This window comes from Sporolactobacillus sp. THM19-2 (assembly GCF_004153195.1).
Taxonomy (GTDB): domain Bacteria; phylum Bacillota; class Bacilli; order Bacillales; family Sporolactobacillaceae; genus Sporolactobacillus.
In genome coordinates this window covers 60,295-73,433 of the sequence record NZ_SEMC01000009.1, presented here as the reverse complement: position 1 = coordinate 73,433, position 13,139 = coordinate 60,295, and the positions used below count along the sequence as shown (strand labels likewise).

Sequence of the window (13,139 nt, the reverse complement as noted above, 5' to 3'; positions counted from 1 at the left end):
GATGACTATTTTGACTGGAAAGCGAAACAACCCAAAGTGGCTAATTCCAGTAAAGTGACAGCCATTTATCCAGGATAATCAACCCTATCCTGGCTGAGGTAATTTACACATAAAAAAAGACTTGACCCTTCATCATCCAATGTAACACAACACAAAACATCCCGTGATGAAAAACAAGTATACTGATTTATAATCATAGTGAAATAAGAGCAACAGCCAGCAATACTATACTTGAATTTCATGTAAGCACTATCAAGATGGGAGGTGTATTCCTGTGTCAAAGAGCAAAGCCAACAGCACATTAAATAACAGGCTGGGGACATTTATATTGATTTTAAGCTGGCTGGTATTTTTCGCAGCACTTGTTGCTTTTCCCACGCTCTGGCTGATCTCCGGAAATATAGCTTTTCTCATCGCTGGTGTTGTGAGTGTACTTGGAATCTTATTCAATATCTACCTCTTCTCAAGGGGCATCGTAAAAAAATAGAACAGAACAGGGGATACCTGTTCTGCTCATGATTCTGCCCTTTTTCACAATGTATCAAAACAGCTTACTTCTGATGCTTATTTACCGTCTTTCTGAATTCCGAACTGATCGACGATGTAAGGAGCACCGCCTTTAATCCGGTCAATTTCGTAAACGACAACGGTGATCCGGTCTTTCTCTACCTTGACACTGGTAAAGTTCTGGATCGCTCCACGGACAGGACGTGTCGGGTTACTCGGATCAAGGCCGTATTTCAGAGCATGGTTTTCTTCAGCGCGGACAAATTTGCTGTAGAAGTTGTCGCCAAGTACCGGGTCGATATTTTTCTTGTACACTTTCGGACCGGCAGTTGCCGGGATGAAGTAGATTGAGCCGTCCGGATTCACCGAATAGTCGATCTGCTGGCCGTTCAGCCATTCTGTGATCGTTGCCGGTTGAGTCGCTTCGTTATCTCCATTGACTGGAAGCGAGCGGGCGTAGATATGATCATGGCCCTGGATCACGAGATCAACGCCAAGTTTGCCGATCAGCGGGGCAATTTTATTTCTTACCCCGTTCGGATCAATGATGTCATCGTCTGTCGCATGATTGGAAGTCGTGTAAGGTCCCTTGTGGATCAGAACAACCGTCCATTTGGCACCGGCGGCTTTCGCAGCTTTAATATCTGAGGTCATCCAGTTGACCTGTGCCGGAGTGAAGTCACGAAATTCTTCAGAGTCTTCATTCGTATTCAGCACTGTAAAATGGGTATTGCTGTAATCGAAGGAGTAATAAGCATCGGTCGTTGTGTCCGTATTGGAAGCGGCCGGTTTCACATTGAAGTGATCAATAAAAGCATTATTTTTCCCTTCGTGATTTCCGGCTGCAGGGACAACTGTTGTGTTGCCCCATACCTTTTTGCTGTTATTGATCAGCCAGTCCCATTCATCCTCAACGACTCCGTTATCAACGAAATCGCCGGTTACAGTCATAAAATCATAATTTTTTACCGTCTGAGCAGCAATATTAAATGTGCTCGCAGCAAGCAGACCTTCTTCTTCGGTCTTCGCCTGGGGATCTGTCAGTTCAAGAAAAGTAAATGCGCCATTCTTCTTGGATGTCTTGACCAGTCCAGTATCGCTCCAGATGTTCATCTTCTCATCGCCGACACGATAATAATACTCGGTATTGGCTTTCAGGCCTGTTGCTTCAGCTTTGTGGACCCGTTCACCACTGTCGTTTGTCGAGACATAGCTTGTCCCGGTAAACTTTATCGCTTTTCGGAAATCAGGTTTCTTCTTTCCTGTCTTCTTCACAACCTGCAGATCGCTGCCTGTTGACTCAAGCATTGTGTACCAGGTAAAGCCTTTTGATGTTTTCGTGTCTCCCGTAAATGTCGGGACAACCTTTTTCACAACAGGATCCTGATTTTCTGCCTTCGCCTGATCAGGGAATCCCGGTGAGATAACAAGTAATCCCAGAATGAGGCACAGAGCCGTGACAAAAGCTGTAACCCGTTTTCCATACCTGAACGTCACAATCTCCCACTCCTTTGATATGTTGTAGTCAATCATTCACACATAATATTGTAGGAGATGCATATAAACTGGTCGCTAACAGACTATATTCTTTGGGTAAATCACGGGGCTTTCTTCATGGTCGCATAGCAGGACCTGTTGAGCCTGGAAACCCGTTTTTTTCGTAATGAAATCATTTTCATCGTTACTATGACTCATTTTCAAAATTATTTCGATTTATGGTGAGCGAGACTTATCTTGCAGTACCATAGTCCCTTCGGCGTGTCTGTCACACGAAAGATCCCTTCCCCGACTAATCTGCGAATCCGGTATTCTGCGAACTGATCGGGAATGTATTGTTTTTCCTCCGCATATAAACGCCCTATTAATTCGCCGACCAGGCGGAGACACAGGATTTTTCTGTCATGCTCCTCATGCTGCAGCCGGGTCGCTGTCCTGATGATCAGAGGGTCAAAATAGTCTTCAGGGACACTGATTATTCTGCCATGCTTCCAGATACGCAGCGTTCCTTCCGACTCGGACAGATCCGCCCATTCCTGTTCGAATGTCTTCCGCTGCTCTTGGGTCAGAGGAAGCTTTTCTTTACAGGTTTCATAGATGATGAGCGCCTCCTCCGGCGTAACCTCACCTGAATAAAAGCAGGACACCTTCCCATACTCCGGACTGGAGACATTGATCAGCCGAATGGCGTTCGTCTTCCCCTTTAACAGATAAAGAGAGTCATACGGAGGGCGGTCTGTTCGTGAGCGTTTTCGCCAATCCAGATAAAAATCGGAATCTGTTCCGGGATTCGTCGGAGTGCCGTCCATGCTTCTGTTAATTCCTGTCTGGCATGCTGCAGTTCCTGATCACTGTACTGGTTGAAGTGCTGCGCGATCCACGAAAATCTTTGCCCCATGTGACTGCGCAGTTGATAGACAGGGCCGATAGAGAATGTACCCGGTATGGTCATGACTTTCCTGTTACCCGATGACCCGGATTGGTGAAAAGCATGCTTAAGCATGCCACCCGTTGAATCACCAAATGCGATATGAATCTGCTTCATTACTTTTTTCGTATTCTGTGGAACATCTGGCATGATTCCAGTCACATTCTCAATCATTTCTTCAAGATCAGCTTTGAATTGTTCTTCGGAATATTCCTCTTCTTCCATCATTTTTGCCCGAATCAGAAGATGCAGGAGCAGCGTTTTGCTTTCTGCTTCCGTTAACCGTTCTATGGATGGCTTCAGTTGTTCAATCATCATGTCACTTCCTGATTTCATTTTCTTCTGTTTACAGTGTAACGTACTTTCCGTCCGAATTTCTTTATTTTCATAGTCGCCTATCTTGTCGTCCTGTATCTGGTCGCTGAGCCGCTTCGTAATCTGGGTAAATATACGATAGCCGATATGATTGCCGTCCCGTCGCAAGGGCAGTCTGTGCAACCGCATGGACTGCCTTTTCTTCATTCAGAGTCCGATAAAAATCCCCTTCCTCTTCGCACGCATCAAGGGTTGCCGCTGCAACAGTGAGAACCTGTTCAGGACAGATAGCCCACCATCGTTTCTCCACTGAATGATCCTCCCATAATCATATTTTAATGAAGGAGAGACTGCGTTTCCCTCATTTTTTGTCGTACAATGAGGACATGCACTGGAGGGATAACTGTGTACAAGTATGTTCTGCTGATTGTGTTCGGCATGCTCGGCGCCGCTGCGCGTTACGTTCTCAGCGCCCTTTTCTATACACCTTCATTTCCGGTGATCACACTGCTGATCAACCTGTCCGGATGTTTTCTGCTCGCCATTGTCGTCCGGTTTCTGATTAATATACGCCGGTTGCCTCCGAGTTTCGTATCTGCACTAGGTACCGGGTTCATCGGTTCCTTTACCACCTTCTCAACATTCTCTCTGGAGACGGTTGAGCTGATCCGGCGCAATCTGTTTCTTGCTTTTATATATGCAGGTGCCAGTCTGTTCGGTGGACTTGGGGCAGCTGCGCTTGGCTATCTGACTGCCCGGCACCTGTTGATCCGGTTGAAAGGAAGATGGTCTCATGATCATGAATAGTTTACTTGTGGCCCTGGGAGCGGCCTTCGGAGTTCTCGCCAGAGTGCTGTTGACGCAATCAATTATGCGAAGATGGACTTATCCATTTCCTCTGGCCACTTTTCTGATTAACCTGTCCGGATCTTTCCTGCTCGGACTGATTACTGGCATGGGAATCCGCACCGAACTGAGTCTGCTGTTTGGAACGGGATTCCTCGGCGCTTATACCACCTTTTCAACATTCAATGTGGAGAATATCGAATTAATCCGGCGCCGGAAAATAAAAACATTCATCAGTTATGCGGGGGGAAGCCTTTGTTCAGGCATTTTTGCTGCCTTTCTTGGCCTTTCCGCCGGAATCTGGATTACCGGATGATTTTACGGGTTACGGGAGCATGTTTATAATATAAGTCAGAAAACCTGTGATCAGGGAAAGAGGAACACACATCGTGAATAAATCAGCCTTTATCAAACTCACTGTTGCTATGGCGATCTTTGGATCCATTGGTTACTTTTCCCGTCTGAGCGGTCTTCCTTCAATGGAACTGGTTTTTGTCCGCTGTATCAGTGCGACTGTGTTCCTTACGGCGTACTGGCTGCTCAGCGGGCATTACAAACAGGAAAAATGGGAAAGAAAAGAAACGGCAGTCATCATCCTTGGCGGCGTCTTTCTCGTTCTGAACTGGATTTTCTTCTTTGCATCTTTTGAAAAAACAGCGATCACGGTCGGCATCTCTATATATAATCTGGCACCGATCCTCGTTTTGATCATTGGCTGGATCTTCTTCAGAGAGCGAATAAAATGGCTCGGCGTGCTGGCCGTCCTGCTCGCTTTTACCGGCACGATCCTGATTTCCGGTGTGCAGGTGACAGACCTTACAGGAGGTGGTAGAACGGCCATCGGCGCATTATTTGCCCTGATTGCCGCTGTCTTCTACGCCCTGGTAATCCTCACTGGAAAATATATTCAAAGGGCAAGCCCCTATCTGGTAACCATCATTCAGACATTCATCGGTGTACTCATGCTGTTTCCCTTTATCGACTACACGCTGTATCTGGATCTGACACCGGCCAACTGGTTTTACAGCATTTTTACCGGCATTGTTCATACCGGTATTGTGTATCTCCTGTTCTACGGTAGTATTCGCTCACTGTCTACGCCGGTTGTCTCCGCACTGACATATGTCGATCCGCTTGTTGCCATTCTCCTGGATGTTCTGGTTATTGGCTTTGTACCGTCGTGGATGCAGATCCTTGGCATCCTGATGATCTTCATTGCGCTGTCTTATACCCTTTTTTATCGTAGTGAACCACAGAGCCGACAGTAAAAATCCATAAAAAGCCTGATGAGGCCTTAAGAGAGAGACCCTGATTGCACCAGTTCGTCAGCCGCGTTTACCACAGTATATGGAACTTACTTTTGTAACAACTGGGATCATCCCCTACGATGAACTCCCGAACAGCTTAAGTCATTCGATAGGCATTCTGAATTTCAATTCGTATCCCTCTTCGAAAAAGATAGTTCCATATTTTGTCAACATAGAGTGTATCTTCCTGGCTGGCAACGGTGAGGGCGTCACTGCGACTCTGTTTCAGCCGGCTATGCTGTGGAGTGAACCGCTGATTGTATTCGCCAGAAAACCTGCGATGACATAGGCATGATATAATCAGGAAAAAGGAAGATGAGAGGATCCATGAACGAAACCATTAAAACTTTGTTAAACCATCGCAGCATACGCAGTTTTACCGACCAGAAGATCTCCGGGGAACAGATTGATCTGATGGTCAGCGCCGCTCAGCATGCGTCAACAAGCAACTTTTTTCAGCAATACTCGATTATTCGTATCACCGACCCGGCAAAGAAGCAAGCCCTGGCGAGAATCGGCAATCAGCACTATATCGCAGAAGCTGACGGACTGTTTGTCTTTATTGTCGATCTGCATCGTAATGCGACGATCGCTGGCGCAAAGGAACAACCGACGGATGTGCTCGGCTCAACCGACTTTTTCTTCCGCGCTTTCAGCGATACGGTCATCGCCGCACAGAACCTCGTAACCGCAGCTGAAAGTCTGGAACTTGGTGCGGTTTATCTCGGCAGTATTTTAAATGATCCACAAGCGGTGATTGATTTATTAAGCCTGCCGAAGCTAACTTTCCCGGCGTTCGGCGTTGCCATCGGCTATCCGAACCAGGCACCTCAGCTCAAGCCGCGACTGCCGAAAGAAGCCGTTTACTACGAGAACGAATACCAGTCACTGGAGCAGCCGCTTGAGGAATTAAAGGACTATGATCATATCGTCAATCAGTACTATGATCTGCGCGATGCGGACCGCCGCGTGGACACGTTTACCAATCAGATCGCAAAAGCCGTCACAGGAACCCAATCGGAAAACAAGAAAAAAATGATGGAAACGTTGAAATCACAAGGATTGTTTCAGTATTGAGAAGATGATCCGCAGACAGCGAAACCTTCCATCTTAATAGGTACGGCTCGCCGAAATTCTAAGGTGACCTGACCTGAATCATAGATACACAAAATTAATCCTTCAAACAAATCGACCATACTTCATTTAGTGATCTGCTGTCTCTTAATCAAATACGCCCATTTTTCTCCCGGAACTCAGGAATCTGTTCCTGATAAAATGCTGATTCACAGGCGATCTGCAATAATTGCAGATCGTTTTTTTGCGTGTCGGTATTCATCTGGATCAGAAGAGTGATGCAGATGACAAGCTATACATTGAAAATAAAAAATGAACAAAAACCGAGCTGAAAGAAATCATTGCTTTTGTTAAAGTGAAACGGCACCTAACCTGATACATCGAATTCAGTTAAAAAAAAACAAAGAAAAACGGCGGGTGTTTTACTCCCTCCGCTTGTCTTTCTGTCATTGATCCATTCCAGCAGTTTTTCAGCGATCTGATTCAGAAACTTTCACAGCCGCTCATCGGCGTATGCCAGAAGCTGTCTGATTTCCGCTTTGGCTGGTTTGGTCAGTGCTTTATTGTCATTCAGCATCTGCTCTCCGCGCGCCTTAATGAACCGCAGATAATCTTTGTTTCTCGTCTTTGCATAACCCTTCTTCGCATGATGCATATCACGGAAGTCACCTGCCGCCTGCCGTGCCAGAAGATAGCGCCCGATCAGCAGGGCAACTGCCAGCGACAGCGCAGCAACTGTCCCCCAGCCGCCTGTCGGTACATAAAGCAGAATACCAATCACCATGAGCAGAGTAACCCACTTTGCGGAACTGATCACATAAGCTTCATGTGCTTTTCTGTCCTTCCGAATAGCGGTCCGCATATTGTTTAACATGGTTCTCCCCCTCCTTCTTACAGATTATCTGAAAGATTCAAAGAATCACAGTCCGAAAAGTCCGATCCAGTAACCGAAAATGCCTAAAACGAACATACCGAAAATGATCCAGATGGCGTTGACATGGTGTTTCAGGAGCCACATGCACGCAAATGTCATCAGGAGGGCAACCAGTCCGGGAAGCAGGGAATCGAGAATGCCCTGCAGAGTGGTATCGACTGTTTTTCCTGCCTGCTCGTAGGAAACGAGTACCAGCGGCATCTTAATACTGGTCCACTTGGAAACCAGTGAGCCCATGACAAACAGTCCGAGAACAGAGGCCATCTGCGTCAGTTTCTTCAGTCGGTTGCCGGCTACATCCTGTACGATATCCGTTCCCTGATTGTAACCGATTTTGAAGCCATACCATCTGGTCAGTAGGCGGATGAGGTTAATCCCAAGGAAAAAGATCAACGGACCAATCAGACTTCCGCTTGTTGCCAGCGATGCACCAAGTGCCGCCAGAATCGGACGCGCAGTCCCCCAGTAGATCGGATCGCCGATGCCGGCGAGCGGTCCCATGAGACCGACTTTGACGTTCGTGATCGCGGCATCATCGATATCTCCGCCTTCTGCCTTTTTCTGTTCCATGGCCGCCGTTACGCCGAAGATGGCTGAAGCCGGCCAGGGTGTCGTATTGAAGAATTCCAGGTGTCGTTTCAAAGCAGCTGCCTGATCTTCTTTTTTATGATAGAAACGTTTGATTGCCGGTATCATCGTCACGCAGACGCCAATCGCCTGCATACGTTCAAAGTTAAAGGATCCGAGCATAAACGTACTGCGGAAATAAGTGCTGATCATATCCTTCTTTGTCAACGGTTCTATTTTTTTCAGTTCTGTTGATTCTGTCATTTTCTGTCCCTCCTTATCCTAATACATCGTCGTCATCGTCATTGCCGGAATGTGCGGCTGCCGGTGCCGGTGCTTTGATTGAGTCGTGGAAATCCGGGTTAAGCTGGACATAAATTACGGCAGCACATGCGCCGAGAATGCCGAGACCAACCAGGTTCATGCCGGAGACAAAAGTCGCAAGAACAAATCCGATAAAGAAGAAGGGCATCAGTGAGCGTGCCTTCATCATATTGATGACCATCGCATACCCGACAACCACGATAAATCCACCGGCGACTTGCAGACCGTTCGTGACGACATCAGGAATCGCATCCAGCCATTCGGTGACAATACTTGTACCGGCAATAGCTGCGACGGCTCCGGTCGGAATCGCTACACGGAGCCCCTGCAGGAGCAAGGCCCCTATATGACACCACTCGATCCCGCGGAAATTCGCGTTTTCAGCGAAACGGTCGGCCTGATGCTGAAAGAATACAGCGATCGTCCGGACGAAAATGGTCAGAACCTGACCGGCTGCCGCCAGTGGAACCGCGATAGCGATACCTTCACCGATGGACTGATTACCGACAATAACAATGATCGATGATATGGTCGATGCCAGCGCGGCATCCGGTGCCATCGCCGCGCCGACGTTCATCCAGCCAAGCGCAATCAGTTCCAGACTGCCTCCAAGAACAATACCCGTATGCAAATCACCCAATACAAGTCCAATAAGCGTGCAGGCAACAATCGGCCGGTGGAACTGGCGTTCATCCATAACACTGGCCATCCCGCAGATTAACGAAACAAGAATAACTAGAATAAATTGCATTGTATTCATGATAAAATACCTCCTTATTCAATTTTTTAAATCAGTTTTTTACTCTTCAGCCGGCCCATGAAATCCGTTGCACTTGTATTAGGAAGTTGCTGCAGTATCAGTTTCACGCCCCGTTCGTCCAGTTCTTTGAACGCTTCTATATCTTCCTTGCTGACAGAGACCGCTTCGGAAATCAGTGTCATCCCTTCCTTATAAGTAATACCTCCGACATTGACCTGACTGACTTCCACCCCGTCATCCATCAGCCGAAGGACGTCGCGCGGCGTTTCGACTACCATCAGGACATCCAGGTCTTTATAGGTCGGATTTTTGTAGCAGCGCGCCGTTTTAGCTACTGACATGACATAGGATTTCGTATTCCCCGGAGCCACCTGCAGCAGCAGCGTTTTTCTTAAATCATCCTTTGCAGCGCTATCATTTGCGGCAATAATTGTCCCGGCACCGACATGGTTTACCCAGTTGTTCGCCACTTGCCCATGAATCAATCTTGAGTCAATACGTAACAATTTAATTCTCATCCTAATGCATCTCCCTCGTCTTCTTTAGCGCTGTTCGCTATTTTTTGTTTTGAAAAGATATCGCGGAAGGACTTGATTCCTTCCGTTCCGGATGACTTAGCCGTCTTCACAAGATCCTCCACGGTTCCACCTGAGAGCCTTTTTCCCAGAACCTCAATGAACATCGGCAGATTGACACCCGTGACCACATCCATATTTGGCTGCCGCGCGACAAAGCGACTGGCTGCATTGTAGGGACTTCCGCCGAACAGATCAACGAGAAACAGTGCACCATCGTCATCAAAGCGGCTGGAGAGAGCTGTGTATTTGGCTAACAGATTCTCAAGACCCTCCCCCGGGTTGAAAGTGACCTGTTCGACATGTTCCATATTGCCGAAAATCATTTTTCCTGTATGAATGAGTGCTTCGGATAGATTACCGTGTGTCGCAACCACCAGAGTAACCATTTTACCATCCCTCCTTTCTCTCGCCTGACACTTTACTATAAGCAATTTTCGTGCCAATTAGTGTGTTAAAAAAAAAGAGCCCCGAAAGGCTCTGTGGAAAACGCATTTTCTGATTCACTTAATGAAAAATAACACACTGATCAAAAATAATGAAACACTGACAGCCTGTTTGATTCACTGACCACCAGTCACGGGGGTTTTAACACACTAGCTGATCGTCATCTGGTCACTGAGAATCGATGGGCCCAGTTCGTCTGCCAGCATATCGATAAAATAATACGTTTCACCCTCACTCATCTGAATGTTCAGTTTAAATTTAATCACTTCGAGTGCTGGGCGGAGCCGGGTAAGCATACGCCTTTTTTCAGGTGTGATCCTGCCTTCATATTTCAGCGGAGATTTCGCCACATCACGTTCCAGCGCAAAAGCCAGATGCATAATCAGACGGATCTGCGTTGCATTTTTAAAATGGATGTTCAGAGCCTTCTGAACCGCATCATTGAACGCCAGGATTGCGGCTACGGCTTTTTTCGGATTCAGATACATCAGCATATCCTGAAGGCTGTCCTCACAGACACCTTTGACAATAATGTGTGCCGGGCTGTTTTTGTTCGGCAGAGACCGGGAAGTCAGAACAGACTGCAGGATTTCCTGACCTTCTCCGCTGACAAACTGACTGAGCGTAATATAGGGAACCCCTTCCAGCTTCGGATTTTTCGCGCCAATACTGGCAACAACCCTGTACTTCTCCCTGATTTTCCGGGCGTGCTCATACAAGCCTTCTATAGATATCGGAATGATCATGATCTCCTCATCCGTTACATTACGGATAAACGTTGCGACAATGTTCTTGATCCGTCTGGCAATGCCGCTTCCCGTTGTACAGATCGTCAGGATAGCCTTTTCCATATGCGGTTCGGTCTGATGATTATGGGCAGGCACCCCTCTGATCTTATTGAGGGAATCGACAATATCCTTTAAATCCATGTGCAGATAATTGGCATTTTTCACTGCGTCAAGAATCATCGGGGTAGATACCATATCTATAGCTTTAACGCGTACACCGGAAGCCTGTGCTATTTTATCCTCAAAATAATAAAGAGAACCCATATCGACCATCATCAGGACACCGGCGCCCTGATTGACCGATCCGACCGCCTTCAGTATATCATCAAATATATCGTTAAAATTCAGGTTCAGCGGCATATCCACCGCCCGGATCGGATAATCGCCCATCAGCTCCTGAACCACACCGACCATGGAACTCGCTGTATGCTCTCCGTGGGCGGCAACAACTATGCCGACAGGTTTCTGACGGGACAGATCGACAAAAGAATTTAATAAAAAGGCAACATACATGATTTCGACTTCAGGCAGTTCCACTCCCAGACGCCTTTTCAGCAGATCGGCAATGGCACAGGCGGCATCATAATCCTTTTTTTCGTATGAAAGCAGTGAGTCCTGAACGCTCGGGGAACAGTCCAGTTTACGTATCGGGTGTTCAAGAAACGATGACAGATGTACCGTCAGAAGTGAGACAAATTGATGACTCAGATGGCTGCCCAGTGTTTCTGAGCAGATCGTTTCGAGATCCTTGGACAGACTCAGAACTCTGCTGTTTGTCCCAAAGTTCATGGCGTCCCTGGCCTTATTCTGATAGAAGCGGCGAACCTGGCCTTTGATATCTTCTGCGATGAACTTCCGGATTTCGGTTACAGAGAGGCCTTCCCGGGTCAGTGTGTCAAATTTTCCCGAGATCATTTTATACAGATCGAAAGGGGGTTCATACTGATCGACATCAGATACCAGAGGATCCTTCTTCCCTGTAACCATCAGGAACAGAGGCAGTTGCTTGTTCAGTTCCTGGTTCATTTTCGGGTTATGCGCAATCCGGTGCAGTCCTTCCCGCATTTCGGTCGGAAGCATTTTCGCATCCAGCTGAATGTAGTCGTTATTCATACTGTCGAGAAACCCCTGGGCACAGACGAGCTGCACATTTGACTTAAGTTGCCCGATATTCCCGAAGGTGACACTCCCGATCAGCGCTTTCATAACATCTGCACTGACATGAAATTTATGACTCGTGCGGTGTGCTTCACGGGAGAGAAGAAATTTAGTCAGTTCAATCCGTTCATGAACACTTCTGGACTGGAATGACGGGATGTTGATCATCACCGGCACCCGGCGTAAAAAGGTCTGAAGCAGAGCGGACTCCGGATCTGCCGTTGTTGCCCCGATAATCAGGACATGGGATAAACGTTTATTGCCGCTTTCTCCGAGCTTTGAATATCGGCCGTTATCCATGAAGTAAAAAATCATTTCCTGACCTTCAGGCGGCAGCCGGTGGATTTCATCCAGAAACAGAATGCCGCCGTCCGCCTTCGCCACCAGGCCTTCCTGATCATGGTCCGCGCCCGTAAATGCTCCTTTGACAAAACCGAACAGCTGACCGATCAGAAGCTGCGGATTGTTATAGTAATCTGCACAGTTAAAATCAACAAACGGAGCATCCTGATTAATCCGCCCGATCGTTTTCGCATAATTGTACATCATGTGGGCAAAAAGTGTTTTGCCTGATCCGGTTGCACCAAGAATCAGTGTGTGCAGTCCGCGCGGCGGATACATGATCGCCGATTTGGCCTGGCGGACGCTATTTTGCAGGCTTTCCGCTGCTCCGATCAGGTGTGAGAAAGGATCTTTCCCCCCATCCCCATCCCGGGCTTCCTTCTGATTCAACAATTCTTTAAGAGAAGGTGTGCGGACAGCAAAACGCGTGACTTCTCCGAATTGTTTCCGAATCAGTTCGGCAGGCACATAGAGAACAGGGCGCGTAATGAATTTGATCACCCGCTTTTCCCTGACCAGCTCATTCAGTTCGGAGCTGACATTGCTCCGGAGCATATCCAGAGTCTTTGAGATATCGGAAGCGGTGATTCCGGACCGCTCAAGCAGTGCTTTTTGATCAAACTGGCTACACTGTCTGACCAACTCTTCATAGATTTTCTCACGACGACGTCCCATGATGATTCCTCCTTTGGACCCTAGACACGGGAAACCATTTTTCTTTTAGTTCCATTATATAATAAAACGCTTTCATTATCGGGTTTCCAATAAAA

General features: G+C 47.3%; 14 protein-coding genes. 5 read left to right on the top strand and 9 right to left on the bottom strand.

Annotation, left to right across the window (positions count from 1 at the left end):
* The first annotated feature begins 274 nt into the window (after positions 1–274).
* The gene (locus EWH91_RS08865; RefSeq protein ID WP_129929685.1) at positions 275–487 is read left to right on the top strand and encodes a hypothetical protein; all 213 of its coding nucleotides are present in this window, start codon (positions 275–277) and stop codon (positions 485–487) included.
* 77 nt (positions 488–564) lie between these two features.
* On the opposite strand, the gene EWH91_RS08860 is transcribed toward EWH91_RS08865, so the two are convergent.
* The 3 genes from EWH91_RS08860 to EWH91_RS15165 form a co-directional block, all read right to left on the bottom strand.
* Complete coding sequence (locus EWH91_RS08860; RefSeq protein WP_240697312.1) at positions 565–2,004, bottom strand: purple acid phosphatase family protein; 1,440 nt, start codon at positions 2,002–2,004, stop codon at positions 565–567.
* 206 nt (positions 2,005–2,210) lie between these two features.
* Positions 2,211–2,651 carry a DUF3658 domain-containing protein gene (locus tag EWH91_RS08855; RefSeq protein ID WP_165364285.1) on the bottom strand — a complete coding sequence of 147 codons (441 nt, stop codon included), beginning with the start codon at positions 2,649–2,651 and terminating at the stop codon, positions 2,211–2,213.
* Positions 2,652–2,707: 56 nt separating this feature from the next.
* Entirely contained in the window at positions 2,708–3,049 is a 342-nt protein-coding gene (locus tag EWH91_RS15165; RefSeq protein ID WP_483315832.1) for a DUF1835 domain-containing protein, read from the bottom strand.
* Between the two features lie 603 nt (positions 3,050–3,652).
* Here EWH91_RS15165 and EWH91_RS08845 point away from each other — a divergent pair.
* The 4 genes from EWH91_RS08845 to nfsA all read left to right on the top strand — a co-directional run bounded on the left by EWH91_RS08845 (position 3,653) and on the right by nfsA (position 6,477).
* Positions 3,653–4,054 (top strand): fluoride efflux transporter FluC, encoded by a 402-nt coding sequence (locus EWH91_RS08845; protein WP_483315831.1) that lies wholly within the window; start codon positions 3,653–3,655, stop codon positions 4,052–4,054.
* A complete protein-coding gene (crcB, locus tag EWH91_RS08840; RefSeq protein WP_240697311.1) occupies positions 4,047–4,409 on the top strand; it encodes a fluoride efflux transporter CrcB in 363 nt (120 codons plus the stop codon). The genes EWH91_RS08845 and crcB overlap by 8 nt, the downstream gene beginning before the upstream one ends.
* 73 nt (positions 4,410–4,482) lie before the next feature.
* Positions 4,483–5,361, top strand: a complete 879-nt coding sequence (locus EWH91_RS08835) for a DMT family transporter (RefSeq protein WP_129929679.1) — start codon at positions 4,483–4,485, stop codon at positions 5,359–5,361.
* Between the two features lie 366 nt (positions 5,362–5,727).
* Entirely contained in the window at positions 5,728–6,477 is a 750-nt protein-coding gene (gene nfsA, locus EWH91_RS08830) for an oxygen-insensitive NADPH nitroreductase (RefSeq protein WP_129929678.1), read from the top strand.
* Between the two features lie 490 nt (positions 6,478–6,967).
* Here the strand turns inward: nfsA and EWH91_RS08825 are convergent, their stop codons facing one another.
* The 6 genes from EWH91_RS08825 to EWH91_RS08800 all read right to left on the bottom strand — a co-directional run bounded on the left by EWH91_RS08825 (position 6,968) and on the right by EWH91_RS08800 (position 13,044).
* A complete protein-coding gene (locus EWH91_RS08825; protein WP_129929677.1) occupies positions 6,968–7,348 on the bottom strand; it encodes a hypothetical protein in 381 nt (126 codons plus the stop codon).
* A gap of 45 nt (positions 7,349–7,393) precedes the next feature.
* Positions 7,394–8,239 (bottom strand): PTS system mannose/fructose/sorbose family transporter subunit IID, encoded by an 846-nt coding sequence (locus EWH91_RS08820; protein WP_206184314.1) that lies wholly within the window; start codon positions 8,237–8,239, stop codon positions 7,394–7,396.
* A 13-nt stretch (positions 8,240–8,252) separates the two neighbouring features.
* Positions 8,253–9,059, bottom strand: coding sequence for a PTS mannose/fructose/sorbose transporter subunit IIC (locus EWH91_RS08815; RefSeq protein ID WP_129929676.1), 807 nt, complete (start codon positions 9,057–9,059; stop codon positions 8,253–8,255).
* A 26-nt stretch (positions 9,060–9,085) separates the two neighbouring features.
* Entirely contained in the window at positions 9,086–9,577 is a 492-nt protein-coding gene (locus EWH91_RS08810) for a PTS sugar transporter subunit IIB (RefSeq protein ID WP_129929675.1), read from the bottom strand.
* A complete protein-coding gene (locus EWH91_RS08805; protein WP_129929674.1) occupies positions 9,574–10,023 on the bottom strand; it encodes a PTS sugar transporter subunit IIA in 450 nt (149 codons plus the stop codon). Before EWH91_RS08805 ends, EWH91_RS08810 begins: the two co-directional genes overlap by 4 nt.
* A gap of 207 nt (positions 10,024–10,230) precedes the next feature.
* Entirely contained in the window at positions 10,231–13,044 is a 2,814-nt protein-coding gene (locus tag EWH91_RS08800) for a sigma-54-dependent transcriptional regulator (protein ID WP_129929673.1), read from the bottom strand.
* Between the last annotated feature and the right edge of the window lie 95 nt (positions 13,045–13,139).

Excerpts from the sequence above, each read along its gene's own strand:
- EWH91_RS15165 (WP_483315832.1), bottom strand. The coding sequence starts at position 3,049 with ATGAAGCAGATTCATATCGCATTTGGTGATTCAACGGGTGGCATGCTT.
- crcB (WP_240697311.1), top strand. The coding sequence starts at position 4,047 with ATGAATAGTTTACTTGTGGCCCTGGGAGCGGCCTTCGGAGTTCTCGCC.
- nfsA (WP_129929678.1), top strand. The coding sequence starts at position 5,728 with ATGAACGAAACCATTAAAACTTTGTTAAACCATCGCAGCATACGCAGT.
- EWH91_RS08825 (WP_129929677.1), bottom strand. The coding sequence starts at position 7,348 with ATGTTAAACAATATGCGGACCGCTATTCGGAAGGACAGAAAAGCACAT.
- EWH91_RS08820 (WP_206184314.1), bottom strand. The coding sequence starts at position 8,239 with ATGACAGAATCAACAGAACTGAAAAAAATAGAACCGTTGACAAAGAAG.
- EWH91_RS08815 (WP_129929676.1), bottom strand. The coding sequence starts at position 9,059 with ATGAATACAATGCAATTTATTCTAGTTATTCTTGTTTCGTTAATCTGC.
- EWH91_RS08810 (WP_129929675.1), bottom strand. The coding sequence starts at position 9,577 with ATGAGAATTAAATTGTTACGTATTGACTCAAGATTGATTCATGGGCAA.
- EWH91_RS08805 (WP_129929674.1), bottom strand. The coding sequence starts at position 10,023 with ATGGTTACTCTGGTGGTTGCGACACACGGTAATCTATCCGAAGCACTC.
- EWH91_RS08800 (WP_129929673.1), bottom strand. The coding sequence starts at position 13,044 with ATGGGACGTCGTCGTGAGAAAATCTATGAAGAGTTGGTCAGACAGTGT.